This is a genomic window from Microbacterium sp. (assembly GCF_048259935.1).
Taxonomy (GTDB): Bacteria; Actinomycetota; Actinomycetes; order Actinomycetales; family Microbacteriaceae; genus Microbacterium.
The window spans coordinates 26,619-41,789 of sequence record NZ_JBLXHF010000009.1; the positions used below are offsets into that span (position 1 = coordinate 26,619).

At 61.6% G+C, this 15,171-nt stretch carries 13 protein-coding genes; all 13 read left to right on the top strand.

All coding sequences use genetic code 11. From position 1 onward, the window contains the following. Nucleotide 1: 1 nt before the first annotated feature. Nucleotides 2-763 carry an urease accessory protein UreD gene (locus tag ACN0RC_RS13955; RefSeq protein ID WP_417512513.1) on the top strand — a complete coding sequence of 254 codons (762 nt, stop codon included), beginning with the start codon at nt 2-4 and terminating at the stop codon, nt 761-763. A gap of 134 nt (nt 764-897) precedes the next feature. After that, entirely contained in the window at nt 898-2,277 is a 1,380-nt protein-coding gene (locus tag ACN0RC_RS13960; RefSeq protein WP_417512514.1) for a hypothetical protein, read from the top strand. A 78-nt stretch (nt 2,278-2,355) separates the two neighbouring features. Then, nucleotides 2,356-3,450, top strand: coding sequence for an autoinducer 2 ABC transporter substrate-binding protein (locus tag ACN0RC_RS13965; protein ID WP_417512515.1), 1,095 nt, complete (start codon nt 2,356-2,358; stop codon nt 3,448-3,450). A gap of 50 nt (nt 3,451-3,500) precedes the next feature. Beyond that, the gene (locus tag ACN0RC_RS13970) at nt 3,501-5,003 is read left to right on the top strand and encodes a sugar ABC transporter ATP-binding protein (RefSeq protein WP_417512516.1); all 1,503 of its coding nucleotides are present in this window, start codon (nt 3,501-3,503) and stop codon (nt 5,001-5,003) included. Continuing rightward, complete coding sequence (locus ACN0RC_RS13975; RefSeq protein ID WP_417512517.1) at nt 4,993-6,003, top strand: ABC transporter permease; 1,011 nt, start codon at nt 4,993-4,995, stop codon at nt 6,001-6,003. The genes ACN0RC_RS13970 and ACN0RC_RS13975 overlap by 11 nt, the downstream gene beginning before the upstream one ends. A 149-nt stretch (nt 6,004-6,152) precedes the next feature. Further along, nucleotides 6,153-7,025, top strand: a complete 873-nt coding sequence (locus tag ACN0RC_RS13980; protein WP_417512518.1) for an ABC transporter permease — start codon at nt 6,153-6,155, stop codon at nt 7,023-7,025. 25 nt (nt 7,026-7,050) lie between these two features. Next, nucleotides 7,051-7,989 carry a carbohydrate kinase family protein gene (locus tag ACN0RC_RS13985; protein ID WP_417512519.1) on the top strand — a complete coding sequence of 313 codons (939 nt, stop codon included), beginning with the start codon at nt 7,051-7,053 and terminating at the stop codon, nt 7,987-7,989. Next, nucleotides 7,986-9,014 (top strand): ADP-ribosylglycohydrolase family protein, encoded by a 1,029-nt coding sequence (locus ACN0RC_RS13990; RefSeq protein WP_417512520.1) that lies wholly within the window; start codon nt 7,986-7,988, stop codon nt 9,012-9,014. Before ACN0RC_RS13985 ends, ACN0RC_RS13990 begins: the two co-directional genes overlap by 4 nt. A 107-nt stretch (nt 9,015-9,121) precedes the next feature. Next, nucleotides 9,122-10,111 (top strand): LacI family DNA-binding transcriptional regulator, encoded by a 990-nt coding sequence (locus tag ACN0RC_RS13995; RefSeq protein WP_417512521.1) that lies wholly within the window; start codon nt 9,122-9,124, stop codon nt 10,109-10,111. Nucleotides 10,112-10,603: 492 nt separating this feature from the next. Then, the gene (locus ACN0RC_RS14000) at nt 10,604-10,765 is read left to right on the top strand and encodes a hypothetical protein (RefSeq protein ID WP_417512522.1); all 162 of its coding nucleotides are present in this window, start codon (nt 10,604-10,606) and stop codon (nt 10,763-10,765) included. A gap of 86 nt (nt 10,766-10,851) precedes the next feature. Beyond that, nucleotides 10,852-12,043 (top strand): IS3 family transposase gene (locus ACN0RC_RS14005; RefSeq protein ID WP_417512523.1). Its coding sequence is split into 2 segments (ribosomal slippage): nt 10,852-11,136 and nt 11,138-12,043, totalling 1,191 coding nucleotides; the frame shifts between segments, so codons are not numbered across the junction. Between the two features lie 200 nt (nt 12,044-12,243). Beyond that, on the top strand, nt 12,244-13,791 hold the full coding sequence (locus ACN0RC_RS14010) for a CocE/NonD family hydrolase (protein WP_417512526.1): 1,548 nt from the start codon (nt 12,244-12,246) through the stop codon (nt 13,789-13,791). Between the two features lie 137 nt (nt 13,792-13,928). Beyond that, nucleotides 13,929-14,843, top strand: coding sequence for an MFS transporter (locus ACN0RC_RS14015; RefSeq protein WP_417512524.1), 915 nt, complete (start codon nt 13,929-13,931; stop codon nt 14,841-14,843). Nucleotides 14,844-15,171 lie beyond the last annotated feature (328 nt).

Here is a 15,171-nt window from a genome sequence, read left to right on the forward strand (position 1 = left end):
CGTGCGACTGGAGTTCACTTCTCTGAACGGGCAGACCCATCTGATCAGACGCAAGTTCAGATGGCCGTTCTTCGTAGGACGTCAGTTACGTTCGCCCGAAGCGCCAGCGGCGTCGATCACCACGGTTCAGAGTGCGTCAAGCACGCTGAACGCCGGCGACAGCACGCAAGCGGCGTTCGTGGTGGGTGACGACGCACATGCGATCCTTCGCACTCAGGGCGCACCGTCTGTGCACCGTTCTCGGGACGGGACGAAGATCGTAGAGTCGACGGAAATTATCGTCGGTGCGCGGGGGGTAGCCGAGGTCGTTGCCGAACCACGCGTGCTGTTTCCTGGATCGCGGTACGAACAGAAGACTTCTATCCAAGTACAAGCGGGCGCGCACGTTCTCTTCGCGGAGGGGGTAGTCGCTCTCCGCGGAGAATCGGGGGAGACGTTCACTGAGTACGCGAGCGAGACCCGCGTATCACGGGATGGCACGCTGCTCATGCGCGACGCCACCGCGACGGGGCCGTGGGATGCAATGCCCAGTCGCGTCAGCACCCTCAGCGCCGTGGGCCAAATCGTCGTGATCACTGAGGATAGCCATGTGCTACCTGCCATCGGACGGGACCGTAGCGACGAAAACCGGTATATCGCGTCTTCGCTGCTACCAAACAATGCCGGTGTGATGGTGCGTGTGGCCGCGACGAACGGCCTGCACCTGCGCCAGTCGCTCGGCGAGCTAGCAGCCGTCATGAGAGCAGCGCTAATTGGGCGCTAAGCAGTCAGCTCGCGCCCGGTCACATCTTGATTACGGTGCTCTCTGATACTTGCGCAAGACCGTGCGCAACGACTTGACTTTGTTGCGCAACGACCCTTATCGTCAGGGAAAGACCCCGTACGAAGGAAGAAAAAATGGCACAGATCGCCCAGATTCCCGAGCCCCACATCGGCCTGCCCACGACGCGACCCGAGGTTCCGGTCACGAGGTTCCTGGAGCGTCGCGCATCCGCGGTGGAGGCGATGACCCGCTCTAACCTGGACGCACTCGTTATTTACGGTGATCGAGAGCACGGCGGCGACCTGCACTACCTCACCGGCGTCGACCCTCGGTTCGAGGAGGGCATCTTCGTTCTTACCCGCGACGGTGAGGGCACCATCCTGCTCGGCAATGAGAACCTCGGCTATGCGCCGCACCCCGACCTGGGAATCCGTGTCGAGCTCTACCAAGAGCTGAGCCCCCAGGGACAGTTCCGCCACCGTCCCGTGCAGCTCTCAGATCTCCTCGGCTCCGCCGGGTTGGCATCCGGAGCAAAGACCGGCGTCGTGGGCGCGAAGAACTTCAGCGCAGGATTCATCGCCGACCCCGCGAAGGCATTCGGCATCCCGTCTTACATCGTCGACACCCTCCGCGCTCTCGTCGGCGAAGAGAACCTCGTCAATGCGCAGGATCTTTTCGTTGATCCCGAGCACGGGCTTCGTAGCATCAACACTGCACACGAGATTGCCGAGGCCGAGTACGCCGCGAGCTTCAACAGCGCGAGTGTGAACGCTGTGCTGAAGGCGCTCACGCTCGGCATCCGCGCTGACGAGTTGGCGATGAACCTCTTTGATGGAGGTATCGCTCATTCGGTGCACTTCATGGTGAACTTCGGCTCGAAAACCGCGCGTGGACTCTCCTCGCCGTCGGACCAGCGGGTCGAGCTCGGCGACGCGTACCAGATCGCACAAGGTCTACGCGGCTCGTTGACCTGCCGCTCTGGCATGGTTGCTCACTCCGCCGCCGACCTCTCTGCTGAAACGGGCGCGTTCTACGACGCAGTTGTGCGGAACTACTTCGACACGATGCTCTCCTGGTACGGTGCGGTCCGAGTCGGCACGACCGGAGGAGACGTGTTCGCCGCCGCAGACCGGACCCGTGATCCTGAGCTTTTCGACTTCGCGCTGAACCCGGGTCACACGCTCGGTTTCGAGGAGTGGATGCATTCACCGTTCGTTGAAGGCAACACCGCAACATTGCGCAGCGGCTTGCTTCTCCAGGGCGACATTATCCCGGCAGGGAAGGGTCCGCACGTTGGAGTTAACGTCGAAGATGGGATCGCACTTGCCGACCACGACCTTCAGCAGCAGATCGCCCAGCTGTACCCGGAGACCTGGGAGCGCATCGGACAGCGTCGTGACTATCTTCGCGAGGTGATCGGAGCAGAACTCGATTCATCTGTCCTGCCGCTCAGCAACACCCCGCTCTGGCACGCACCATATGCGCTTGACCGGTCGCGTGCACTGACCGCATAACCCGCGGGCACATGCCGGCGCCTGTGACCCCACCACCACCACCACCACCACCACCAATGAATGCAATGGAGCAAAAACATGAACACGATCACGCAACTCTTTTCATCCGTCCGTGATAGCAGCGGGAAATCGCCCCACCGGCGCCGGGGGTTGGCGGCGGTTCCGCTCGCAGCAGCCTTAGTGTTCAGTCTCGTAGCATGCAGCTCTACAACACCGGCAGGGGAGGAAGATTCGAGCGCGTCGACAGGCGACGGCGGTGACGGAGTCCGTGTCGCTTTTGTGTCGCAGATCGAGGGTATCCCCGTCTTTGAGGCGTTCAACCGCGGCGCGACCGCCGAAGCGGAGCGACTGGGCATCACGTACACGCAGGGCGGCCCGGCCACGGTAGATGCCACGGAGCAGCTAAGAATCTTCGACAGCTTCGTGCAGCAGGGCTACGACGCCGTCTCCGTCTCAGCCCTCGACCCCGCTTCCCTCGATCCCGCTATCTCAACTGCGCGCAAGAAGGGGACGGTCGTGATCACTTCGGACAGCGACGCCCCTGACAGCGAGCGCCAGGTGATGGTCCAGCCTGCGAGCTTCGACGCGGTCGGTAAGGCCCTTGTCGACCAAATGGTCGAGGCGATCGGCACGGAGGAGGGTCAGTTTGCGATAATCTCGGGTGCTCCAGATTCGCCGAACATGAACGGTTGGATCGACGCTATCGACACTTACATCGGGGAGAACTATCCTGATCTCGAACTGGTAGGCGGTGTCCGATATACCTCTGACACGGCCACCGCACTGAAGGAGACCCAGGACGTCCTGACCGCGTTCCCGGATGTCGATGGAGTGTTCTCCATTCCTTCCAGCGCACTCCCCGGCGTCGCACAGGCCGTAGAGACCTCCGGCAAGTCGGGCGTCGTGCAGGTCGTAGCCTCCACGAGCCCGGCGACAGCACGCAAGTTCCTCGAGAGCGGCACGGTTTACTCAACCGTGCTCTGGGACATGCTCGATCTTGGTGCTCTGACCGTCTGGGCGATGAACGAGCTCATCGAAGGTCGGGAGTTCCAGGCTGAGCAGAATGTTCCCGGCCTGGACAACCCAGTCACCTACGACGCAGAAACCAAGGAGCTCTTCCTCGGTCCGGCAGCCGTGTTCACGAAGGAGAACATGGATGATTACGACTTCTGATTCTCCTTTCGCGAAGCTAGAAAATCAGAATCGGTAACTGGAGGAAGAGAATGGCTCCTAATCGTCTAGAGATTCATGGAATCTCTAAGCGCTTCGGCGTAACCGTCGCTCTGGACGGCGTCTCCTTCACGCTGAAGGCGGGCGAGCGCCTGGCCGTGCTCGGCGAGAACGGCGCGGGAAAGTCCACCCTAATTAAGGCGATCGCCGGTGTACATTCGCCGGATGTCGGTAGCCTTCGGCTGAACGGCGAGGAATATGATCCCAAGTCGCCGGCCGAGGCGCTGGCGTCAGGGGTGAGCATTGTCTACCAGGAGCCGTCCTTCTTCCCGAGGATGTCGGTGCTGGAGAATCTCTTTGTAGGCCGTGAGCTCTCCAACGCACTCGGCGTACTTAGCTGGCGTCAGGTGCGCAGTCGGGCTGAAGAGCTGTTCCAGAGACTGGGATTCTCGACGGATCTTCTCGATCGTGAGATGGGGGGGCTGCGGCTCGCCGAACAGCAACTCGTGCTCATCGCGCGAGCGGTGGACATCAAAGCCCAGGTCTTGATCCTGGATGAGCCCACGTCGATCCTTACGAATGCCGAGGCATTGCGACTGTTCGATGTCGTGCGCAATCTGGCGGAGCAGGGCGTGAGTGTGCTCTACATTACACACCGGTTCGACGAGCTCCCTCTGGTGGCCGATCGGCTGATTGTGCTGCGGGATGGCCAATTTGTTGGGGAGCTACCCGTGTCTGCACATCACGACGAGATTATGACGCTGATGATGGGCAGGGAGATCGATAGCTCTGTCGAACGATCCCCTGCCCAACCGGGGGAAGAGGTCCTGAACGTCCAGGACTACTCCGTGGGTGAAGTCGTGAAGGACGTGGACCTCTACGTGCGCAAGGGCGAGACCGTCGGCATTTACGGGCTCGTCGGGGCGGGGCGGTCCGAGTTGGCCATGGGCTTGCTCGGACAGCTCCCGTCTACTGGAGGGACGGTCACGCTCAACGGAGCCTCGTTCGTCCCGACATCTCCCGCTCATGCAATCGCCAACGGGATCGCCTACCTACCGGAAGACCGCAAGACGCAGGGCATTTTCCCGTACATGAGCGTCGGCACGAACCTGACCGCTTCGGTCTTGCCGCGACTGACGCGCGCCTTTGACGTTGTTCGGCGTTCCGAAGAGCGTCAGCTCATCAGGGGATGGATCGATCGTCTGCGGATCAAGGCATCTCGGCCATCCGCCTACATCACTTCTCTGTCCGGTGGGCACCAGCAGAAGGTGCTCCTCGCCCGTCAGCTGTCCGTCGAGCCGACCATGCTGATCCTGGATGAGCCGACGCGAGGAATCGACGTCGCGACAAAGGTCGATGTGCAACGCATGATCATCGAGTTGGCCCGCGGCGGAATGGGAGTCCTGGTGATCTCTAGCGAGCTGCCAGAGCTTCTCGCTGTCTCTGACCGTATTCACGTGATGCGCGAAGGACGCATGGTCGCACACCTGACAGATGACCAGATGACAGAGGAACGGGTGCTGCGCGCCGCGGTAGGAGTGAACCATGATGTCTGAGCAGACAGAGCTAACCGTGAAACACGGGTTTTCCTCGGTAAACGTCACCCTCACGCGCTTCCTCCGGCAGGGATTGGTGCCAATTCTGCTATTGGCAGAACTGGTTTTCTTCGCGATAGCCGCACCTGGCTTCCTCGCGCCAAACAATCTCGCGAACATCCTCGTCAACGCAGCTGACATCGGTCTCGTCGCCGCGGGTGTCACCCTGGTGGTCTTGGTCGGGGGGATTGACGTCTCCGTCGGCAACATGGTTGGGGTCGTCGCTTGGGTGGCAGTGAGCCTCACCACAAGCGGAATGCCGATCGTGGTCGTCGTCCCAGCCGCGGTGCTGCTGGGTGCCATTCTTGGCGCTATCAACGGCTCGCTCGTCGCACTCGGCAAGGTTCCGGCAATCATCGCAACCCTCGGTATGGCGGCGATCTACCGCATGGTCCTCTTCCTGCTTTGGGACAAGACGGACCTGTTCACTGGCCCGCTCATCAGCTGGCTCGGGCCGCTCGCAAGAGTAGGGCCGATACCCAACGCCGCGCTGCTCACCCTCGGGGTCTTTATACTGCTTGCCTGGGTGCTTCGCTACACAGTGTTCGGGCGACGGATCTATGCCATCGGAAATGACCCGGAGAGCGCCCGACTGCTCGGTGTACCGGTCGCCAGGACGATTCTGTTCGCTTACATTATCGTCGGCGTGCTCGTCGGCCTGGCAGCCATCGTGTACGCCGGACGCCTCGGCGTCGTGCAGTCGAATGCGGGCAATGATCTAACGCTGCCCGCTATCGCAGCCGTGTTGCTCGGTGGGACCAGCATCTTGGGCGGCTCTGGTGGCGTCCTTAAGACGCTGACCGGGCTGGCCTTCATCGTAGTGCTGCAGAACGGCATCGTCCTGTTGGGCGTGCCGTCGCTGCTCAGCGGTGTAATGGTCGGATCCGCACTGATCATCGCCGTTGCCACGGATGTCCTCACACGACGGGTGCTGGACGCAAAGCGAAGGATCTCCCTATGAAAACGACAACATCAATCACAATCACCCCCACGTTGCGTCAAATCTCGTGGTCTGACCGCCGTGTTGTGCTCGCGGTGTTGTTGGTGATCGTCAGCATTGTGATGAGCCTGCTTTCCCCATACTTTCTCCGCGTAGACAACCTCCTCTCTATGACGCAATTCGGCGCCGTGGTCGGGTTGCTCGCGTTGGGGCAGGCCATGGTTATCCTCGGAGGCGAAGGTGGTATCGACCTATCAGTCGGCTCGACGATGAGCTTGTCAGGCGTCGTCATGGGACTCGTCGCCCAGGGCACTGGCGTGAGTCCGTGGATCGCGGCGCTCTTCGCGCTGCTTTCTGGGCTCGCGCTCGGCGCGCTAAACGGTTTCCTCGTAACGGTGATTCGGATACCGGCGCTGATCTCTACCCTCGGCACACTTTTCCTATATAGCTCGCTTGCGATGGTCCTCACCGGGGGCGGACAGACGGGCGGAATGGACCGGGACGGCTTCCGGTTCCTGGGCAACAGCACCGTGCTGGGAGTTCCCACCCAAGTTATTCTGGTTCTCATCCCTTGCTACCTGATCGTGGGGGCGGTCTTCGCGTACACGCGCTATGGTCGGCGCATCTACCAGGTCGGCAACAATGATCTCGCCGCTGCTCTCGTCGGCATTAACGTCGTGCGACTGCGCTTTTCGCTTTACTGCTGGAGCGGGGTGCTCGCCGCCGTCGCCGCCGTGGTTAGCAACTCGTGGCTACTCACGGCCCGTCCCGCTGCGGGTCTAAACCTCGAGTTGCAGGCGGTCACAATCGCTGTGCTGGGCGGGATCCACATCTTCGGCGGCCGCGGAAGCCTGGGCGGTGTCGCACTCGCTGTACTTCTCGTGGTTGTACTGAACTCGGGACTGCAACTGGCGGGTCTCTCGCAGACCATCCAGGCTGGCGTTCTCGGAGCGTTGCTCGTCATCTCCGCACTTCTGTCCGGCTTCACAGGGTTCCGCCCGAAGCGGGCGAGCTCGAGAGGTCCCAGCAACAATGCGAAGTGACGCCGCCCGTTCCGAATCCCGGGCAATGGATGTGCTCGCTGTGGGCGATGCGAGCGTGGACTACTTCATTCAGGTTCCCCATATCGCTCGCGCGGACGACAAGGCGATTGGAAGGTTGCTTGGCGTGCACGGGGGAGGCATGAGCGCCAATCTGAGTGCCGCGGTGGCCTACGTGGGTGCACGCTCCGGACTCATTACGACATATGGTTCAGACAGTGCGAGCGTCGCGCAGATCGAGGAGCTGCGAGCCTTAGGCGTGGACACATCCCGGAGCATCCGCGGATCGGATGGGGCGAGCTGGTTCTGTTTTGTCCAGCTAGACAAGACCGGAGAAAAGGCCCTTGTAGGGGCGGAGACGGATATGAAGGTCCCAGAGGCGCGGGATATCACAGAAGCCGCCCTGGGCTCGGCCAGAGTGGTTGTGCCCTTGGCAGACGACCTCACTTGGGCACTCGACATCGCAGTCCGCGCTCGAGAAGCTGGGGCTCTGGTGGCAATCGACATCGAGCCCGCTTCGGCACGCTCGGATCGGGAAACGATGGAAGCACTGGTTGGGATGAGCTCAATAGTTTTCGCCAATCGTGCCACCGTCGACCAGGTCGCCAATGGCGACTTCACACGGTGCGCCGAAGAATTCCGGGGACTCGGTTCAGACGTAGTGGTACTCACGGACGGTAGTCGCGGTGCGCACTGCTATGCCTCGTCGGGTTCGTGGTCTGCCCGTACACAGGTCGAGCAGGTTGCCGACACCACCGGCGCCGGAGATGCACTGGCGGGCGCTTTTCTCGGCTCTTGGGCCGGGGGGAGCGATCTGCCGTCGAGTCTTCTAGCGGGTGTGGCGGCTTCTTCGCTCTGCGTAGAGCATGTGGGCGCTCGATCGTACACGCGCGCCACCCCGGCTAACAGTTCCCTTTATGCGCGACGCCTTCAGGGCGTTCAACTCTCACAGGAGGTCACCCCATGAAACTGCTCGAAAGAATCCACGGAAGCCTCGCGGCGGCCTGCATCGCCGACGCACTCGGCGCGCCTACCGAGGAGTGGTCCATCTCCGAGATCCCCGAGTTATTCGGTGGTCGTGTCGAGAACTTCCATGCTCCGCTGCCGGATGCGCCGTACGCCAAAGGCAGGGCAGCTGGGCAGATCACGGACGACTCCAGCCAGATGCTCCTTCTCGCCGAAGCTTTGGCGGATCACGGTGGTGAGGTGAGCCCTGAGGTCATGAGTGAGTTGCTCATCCGCTGGTCAGGCAATCCTGCCTACTATCCCCATTTTGCTGGTCCCACGACGCGCGCGGCGATCGATCGCCTCAAGGCAGGGGACGACCCTTGGGTCGTGGGGCGGGAAGGTGCCACCATGAACGTCGGGGCGAGCAACGGCGGGGCGATGCGGGTCGCGCCGGTTGGGCTCGTCCACCCGGGTGACATCGAGGGCGCGGTCCGCGCCGCACATCTCACTTGCGTGCCGAGCCACAATACCAACATCGGCGTCTCCGGTGCGGCCGCGATCGCTGCCGCGGTGGCGTGGGCGTGCGTTGACGGGGCGACGGTCGTCGATGTGGTGCGCGCCGCCAGACACGGCGCGGAACTAGGAGAGGAACTCGGCGCACGCGAAGGTCGGCGCGTACCGGGACCTTCGGTATCTCGTCGCATCGACATCGCCGTATCTCTCGCTGCGCGCTCCCGTACCCTCGACGATGCGATCCGTGACATCTCGGACATCGTGGGCACCGGCCTCCCGGCAGCCGAAGCCTGCCCCGCAGCGATTGGTTTCTTCGTGGCTGCCCAGGGGGATCCGCGTCTGACCGCCATCGCAGCGGCAAACGCCGGTGGCGACTCCGATACGATCGGCTGTATGGCCGCCGCGATTGCAGGTGCATTCGCGGGTCGCGCTAACGTACCTGACGATCTCGTCGCGCAGGTGGAGGAGGCCAACGATCTCCGACTTCTGGAGATCGCGGAGCGGCTGCACTCTGTCGCTCACGTGGGTTGAGTAATACCCGTCCGGACGATACCCAGCGTATTACGGCTATGAGCACCCAAGACGGGTAGAGCTCTGGAGGGGAAATGACATCGTTGCCTGATTCACGCCAAGGACGGGTGAGCTATCACACCGTAGCGGCCGCTGCCGGTGTCTCCGTCTCGACGATATCGCGGTACCTGAGCGGTCATCTCCGTCTGCGCCCGGAGACGGAGGCGCGGGTGCGCTCAGCGATCGAGGACACTGGATTCGTCCCTGCCCCCGTGAAACCCATGCCAGATGGACGGCCCACTGTGGGCATTGTCGTCCCTCGTCTCGGCAACTCATACTACGGACGACTGGCAGAAGGGCTGGTCCGTGCGGCCGAGGATCAGAACTATTCCGCGATCGTCACAAGCACGCTGGATAACCCTCGAAAACAGCTTGACTACGTATACCTCCTTGAGTCCGTCGGTGTGAAGGGATTCCTCTACGCAGGGAACTATCGGACGAACGCCGCGCTGGCCGAGGTCATCGACCAGGGCACCCCCGTGGTGGTCGTAGATGAAGAGGTCAGTGACCTCCCCCCGGTCGACGCCGTGCTTGTGGACGACTACGCCGGTGCCTTTCAAGCGACCACATATCTGTGCGCTCAAGGCCACCGAAACATCGCGTTTGTCGGTGGTCCAGCCAGCCTGCAATCGACCCAGGAGCGGAATAGGGCATTCGCCGACGCCCTCCGACGGTACGACGTGGACCCGGGTGAGCAAGTCACGTTGATGGGTTCTTTTACGGAGGAGTTCGGCGTGGCAGCGATCTCACGAGTCTTCTCCTCGCAGACGCGCACCAGCGCAGTGTTCGCCGCGAGCGACGCCATCGCCCTTGGCGTGTTGAGCGCAGCGAGCAGTCTCGGGATGTCCGTCCCCAACGATTTCTCCGTCGTGGGCTTCGATGACGTCCCGGAATCGCGGCATATCGGATTGACCACCGTGCGCACACCTCTCGACCTCATGGCGAAGAACGCTGTCACAATGCTCGCGGAGCGGATCGACGGTCACAGGACGGCGCCGCGGACACTGCACGTCCCTGTAACGCTGCAGATACGGAAAACTACCCGTTCCCTTGAGTGACGGACCGATATCGCGTGACAGTTTCATGCACGAGTTCAGCCATACCTTCACCAACGGCGAGCGGGCCTCCTCGCCTGAACCGCCGGGATTCAGATCAGTATGAACTCCAGCGTCCGCATAGCGATCCTTGACGCGTGAAGCGTCGTTGACTCGACAACTGCGTGTTCGGGGACGATGCACCCAGGCGGCGCGGCGCATTCGCCGAGTAGAAATGTAAGATGAGTACGGCATCCACTCGAGCCTTGAGTTCAATATCAATCTGCACCTTCATCTATCTGTAAGCGCTATCAACTAGGTGAAGAAGCGAATAGCAATAGAGCCGATAATGTATCTTATGTCAGCTTCGATTCTTGGCATCGCCTCCCCCTCTGAAATATGATGCTTCTCATCAGGGGTTTTTGATCACAATTGCAAGATCGCACCGGTCGTATTCGCCCGGATGCGAGGGATCGTTCAGTGCCTCCTTCGGACTCTGGACGCAGCATTCCGCGCGTGACCGATACCGGCGTTCCGCAGCCCGAGCCTCACAGCGCCATCATCGAAGGAATGGATGAGCTGCTGATCGCGCTCCGCGATCGAGACACAGAAGGCATCAACGACGCAGCTAGCGAACTCGCTAAGGCGGCCGTCGACGTCAATATCGCGTGCAGGTAGTGCAACCGAGAGCGATGGGGACTGCTGCACGAGTAGGTGACATCTGATCTGGCTTGCCCGCGTGGTGGGCCTGGAAGGATGTTGCTGTGCCCAAGCCCTACCCGAGTGAATTCCGTGACGACGTCGTGCGCGTCGCTCAGAACCGCGAGCCCGGAGTCACGATCGAGCAGATCGCGAAAGACTTCGGTGTTCATCCGATGACGCTGCAGAAGTGGCTCCACCGCGCCAAGGTCGAGGAGGGCACGGCGCCGGGTCAGTCCCGGTCCGAGGCGGCGGAGATCCGTGAGCTGCGGAAGCGGAACCGGCTGCTGGAGCAGGAGAACGAGGTGCTGCGACGGGCGGCGGCGTATCTGTCGCAGGCGAACCTGCCGGGAAAGGTTCTACCCGCTCGTGACGGAGCTCGCCACCGCAGGGATTCCTGTGACGGTGACGTGTCGGGTGCTCAAGCTCTCTCGCCAGCCCTACTACCGGTGGCTGGCGAACCCCATCACCGAGAGCGAGGTGGTGGAGGCGTATCGCGCGAACGCACTGTTCGATGCTCACAAGGACGACCCGGAGTTCGGGCACCGGCTCCTCGCCGATGAAGCCGCAGACGCAGGTGAGGCGATGTCGGACCGGACCGCGTGGCGGATCGCGTCGAGCAACGGCTGGTTCAGCGCGTTCGGGAAGCACAAGCGGGGTAAGGGCCGCCGGCCCGGCCCGCCGGTCCACGACGACCTCTGCGCGGTGGTCGACGAGGACGGCAGGACTCGGCATGTGTTCGCCGCCGAGGCACCGAACGAGCTCTGGCTCACGGACATCACGGAGCACAAAACGAGTGAGGGCAAGCTCTATCTCTGCGCGATCAAGGACGTCTTCTCCGGTCGGATCGTCGGGTACTCGATCGACTCGAGGATGAAGTCCCGGCTGGCGGTTCAGGCCCTCGAGAACGCTGTCGCGATGCGCGGCGACGTCGCCGGCTGCGTGGTCCACAGCGACAGAGGATCTCAGTTTCGAAGCCGGAAATTCCTACGTGCGCTGACCCGCCACCGCATGGTCGGAAGCATGGGAAGAGTGGGCTCGAGCGGAGACAACGCGGCCATGGAATCGTTCTTTGCGCTGCTTCAGAAGAACGTCCTCGACCGCCGCTCCTGGACCACACGCGAGCAGCTGCGGATCGCGATCGTCACCTGGATCGAACGGACCTACCACCGCCGACGACGCCAACGCCGACTTGGACGTTTGACCCCCATCGAGTTCGAGACCATCATGAACACGACCGTCGCACTGGCGGCGTGACTACAACCTGTCACCTATCCGTGCAGCAGTCCCTTCCCGTGGCCTAGCAGTGCGGTTCGTTGGCGAAGTCAGTGCCTCGACGCCGCAGCGGACTAAACAACGTTGTGTAATTTTTAGACAACGTTCGGTAATGTTTAGACAACGATGGGTTGGAGGCCTACATGTCGAGCATGACAATCGACTTTGACGTGTCAATACCAATGCGGGACGGTGTAGTCCTGAGGGCCGACGTTTACAGGCCGGATGAGGACGGCACCCACCCGGTCCTACTATGCCGTCTTCCCTACGGGAAGCACCGAAGCTATGAACTTTCCATGTTGATGCCAACGTACTTCGCGCAGCAGGGGTTCATCGTCGTCCTTCAGGACACAAGGGGTCGCTTCCGTTCCGAAGGCAACTGGGAGCCGATGGCAACGGAGAATGAGGACGGCTACGACACGGTGATGTGGGCGTCGACCCTTCCCGGCTCGAGCGGCCACGTGTTCATGTACGGACTCAGTTACTTCGGAGCCACTCAGTTCGCAGCGGCCGGCGAGCAGCCGGGGGCTCTAACAGCGATCGCCCCTATGTTCACCACAGAGACGTTGTTTCCGCCCGAACTCATCCCCACTCACCACTGGTCGCCGTGGGACTTGGCCCAGGGGATCGAGGAAATACGCAGGCGATATCAAGACGACCCGGAGCAGTTGCAACAAAAAATGGGTGCGCTAACCCACGACCTGAGTAACTTGCACACCGAGTTGTACCCCGCCGACCAAGACCGCGCCTCCGCACTCGAGAGACACGCACTCCCCCATCGACAATCGCTGCGCCTAAACTCAAGACCGACGACGCCGGCGCTGAACATCGGCGGATGGTTCGACATCTTCGTGGACGGAACGATCGAGTCGTTCATGGATCAGCGGTCACGCGGGGTGCCGTCTCGGCTCGTGATCGGTCCCTGGACTCACGTCAACCAATCACCGCATGTAGGGGACATGTCGTTCGGTGTAGGGGCAGACATGAATCGGCTCCGCATGGAGACAAACATCTGGGAGCTGCAGCGTGATTGGTTCCGCTCCCACTTGGAGGACGCCGGATCGGCTTCAGAAATACCCCCTGTCGAGATCTTCGTCATGGGCGATAACGTATGGCGCACGGAGAACGAGTGGCCCCTCGCCCGCGCCGTGACATCCACGATGTACCTGGGAACCAACGGCGTTCTGCTTGAAGAGCAATGTTTGGATCCGAGTCGTGACTCATTCACGCATCGCCCTCGCACTCCCGTCCCGACGGTGGGCGGCGCGACGCTCATGGAGGCTTACGCCGCTGGCCCGTTGCGACAGGACGCTATCGAGACAAGGGAAGACGTTCTGACTTACACCACGACTCCGCTTGCGCATGATCTCGAAGTCACAGGACATCCTGTCATCACACTCGATGTAGAGTCCACCGCAACCTCGGCTGACTGGGTGGTGCGGCTGTGTGATGTTGACCCCGACGGTCACTCAGTGCTGATCACCGATGGGATCGTTCGCTCTGAGGGTGATCGCCAAATGCATGCGGTTTCGTTGCTGCCAACGTCCTGGGTGTTCAAGAGGAGGCATAGCATACGAGTCCAGGTGTCTTCAAGCTCGTATCCCCGCTGGTTGCCGAACTTCGCTGGGGCAGATCCGCAGTCGGACCCTCGCTTTGATCATCATGTGTGGTTAGGAACCTCTCGTATCGAGCTTCCTGTCGTGCCTCGTGACGACAGCGGCGATCTATGACGTACCCCGTCCTCGTCGCCCGTGTGACTCCGGTCACCGAAATCACGGAGGTAGTCCCTTGGATCGTCCAGTCCTCGCTCCGGCGGGGATGCCGTCGTTGCCTACTCCGCCAGCTCTAGTTCGTCGTCCTCACCGCGGTGGCCAGCTTCGCGGTGCCCTCCGGAAACTGGCACTACGTGTTCCTGTTCGGCTCCCTAGGGCTGATCACCGTTATCCCGGCGCTCTGGCTGCTCCCAGAATCACCTCGATGGTTGGCCTCGCATGGCCAAATTGAAAAGGCCAACTCGGCTGTCCAAGCGTGGGAAGACGAACACACACGCGCCAAGCGACAGCCGCTCCCGAAACCGCTGGCACCCGAGCCCGTGGCTGACGTTGGGAAGGGATCTCTGCTCGACCTGTTCCGCCCACGTGTCATCAAGCGCACTGTCATTGCAATGGTTCTATTCGGATCGCTCCTGATCATCAATACGGGACTAAACAACTGGTTTCCCGTCATCCTCGACCAGCGCGGATACCCCCTCAACGAGGCCTACCCGATCTTCGTGATCGTCTCGTTCGGAGCCCTCATCGGTCCGGTTCTCGTCTCGATCGTCATCGATCGAATCGAGCGCAAGTGGCTCATTGTCTTCTGTTCCGCGCTCTTGGGAATCACTTACCTGCTGGTCGGCTTCGTGGACGCAGTACCGATGATCGTCGGCGGAGGTCTGGCCGCGGTCATCACCGCGACCGTACTGTTCACCGTTCTGAACACTTACATTCCTGAACTCTTCGAGATCGACGTTCGAGGCATCGGTACTGGGCTTGCGCAGGCCTTCTCCAGGGTCACCGCGGTAGTGAACGCTATCGTCATCGGATTCTTCCTCAGCCGGGTGAACACGGAGTCCGTTTTCATCTACCTCGTGATCGTGACGCTCGTCGTCGCAGTGGCAGCTGCCTTCGGGCCCAGCATTGGGATTAGGCATGCGCACCGTGCGCGTGTACAAGGCCGGAGAGGAGCGCGGCGAACCGTGGGCCAACCTGACAACATCGATCGCACAGGCACGATCGATTGAACGGCCTGCGATCTATCTGCACGTGGCATGGCCGAAGCGCCTTTTACCTCGCAGGGGAGTGACGCTTCGGTCCGGCTAATCGCGACCCGCACGTGTCTTGCCCGAGAACTCGTCGCAAAGTCGCTGCGGCGTACGGCGGCGACGACGGGGTCAGGCGGTGTCCGCAAAGGTCCGAACGCGAGCGGATGCGGACGGTGCACACCGCCGCGACGCTCATCGAACGTCGGCTCGCGTGAGCCTTGCGACGGCGCTCCCCTACGTGTCAGGGTTGAGTGAGTCCACCGGTTTATAGCAAGTCCGCCTCGTGGGGCGAGTTGAAGGATCACCA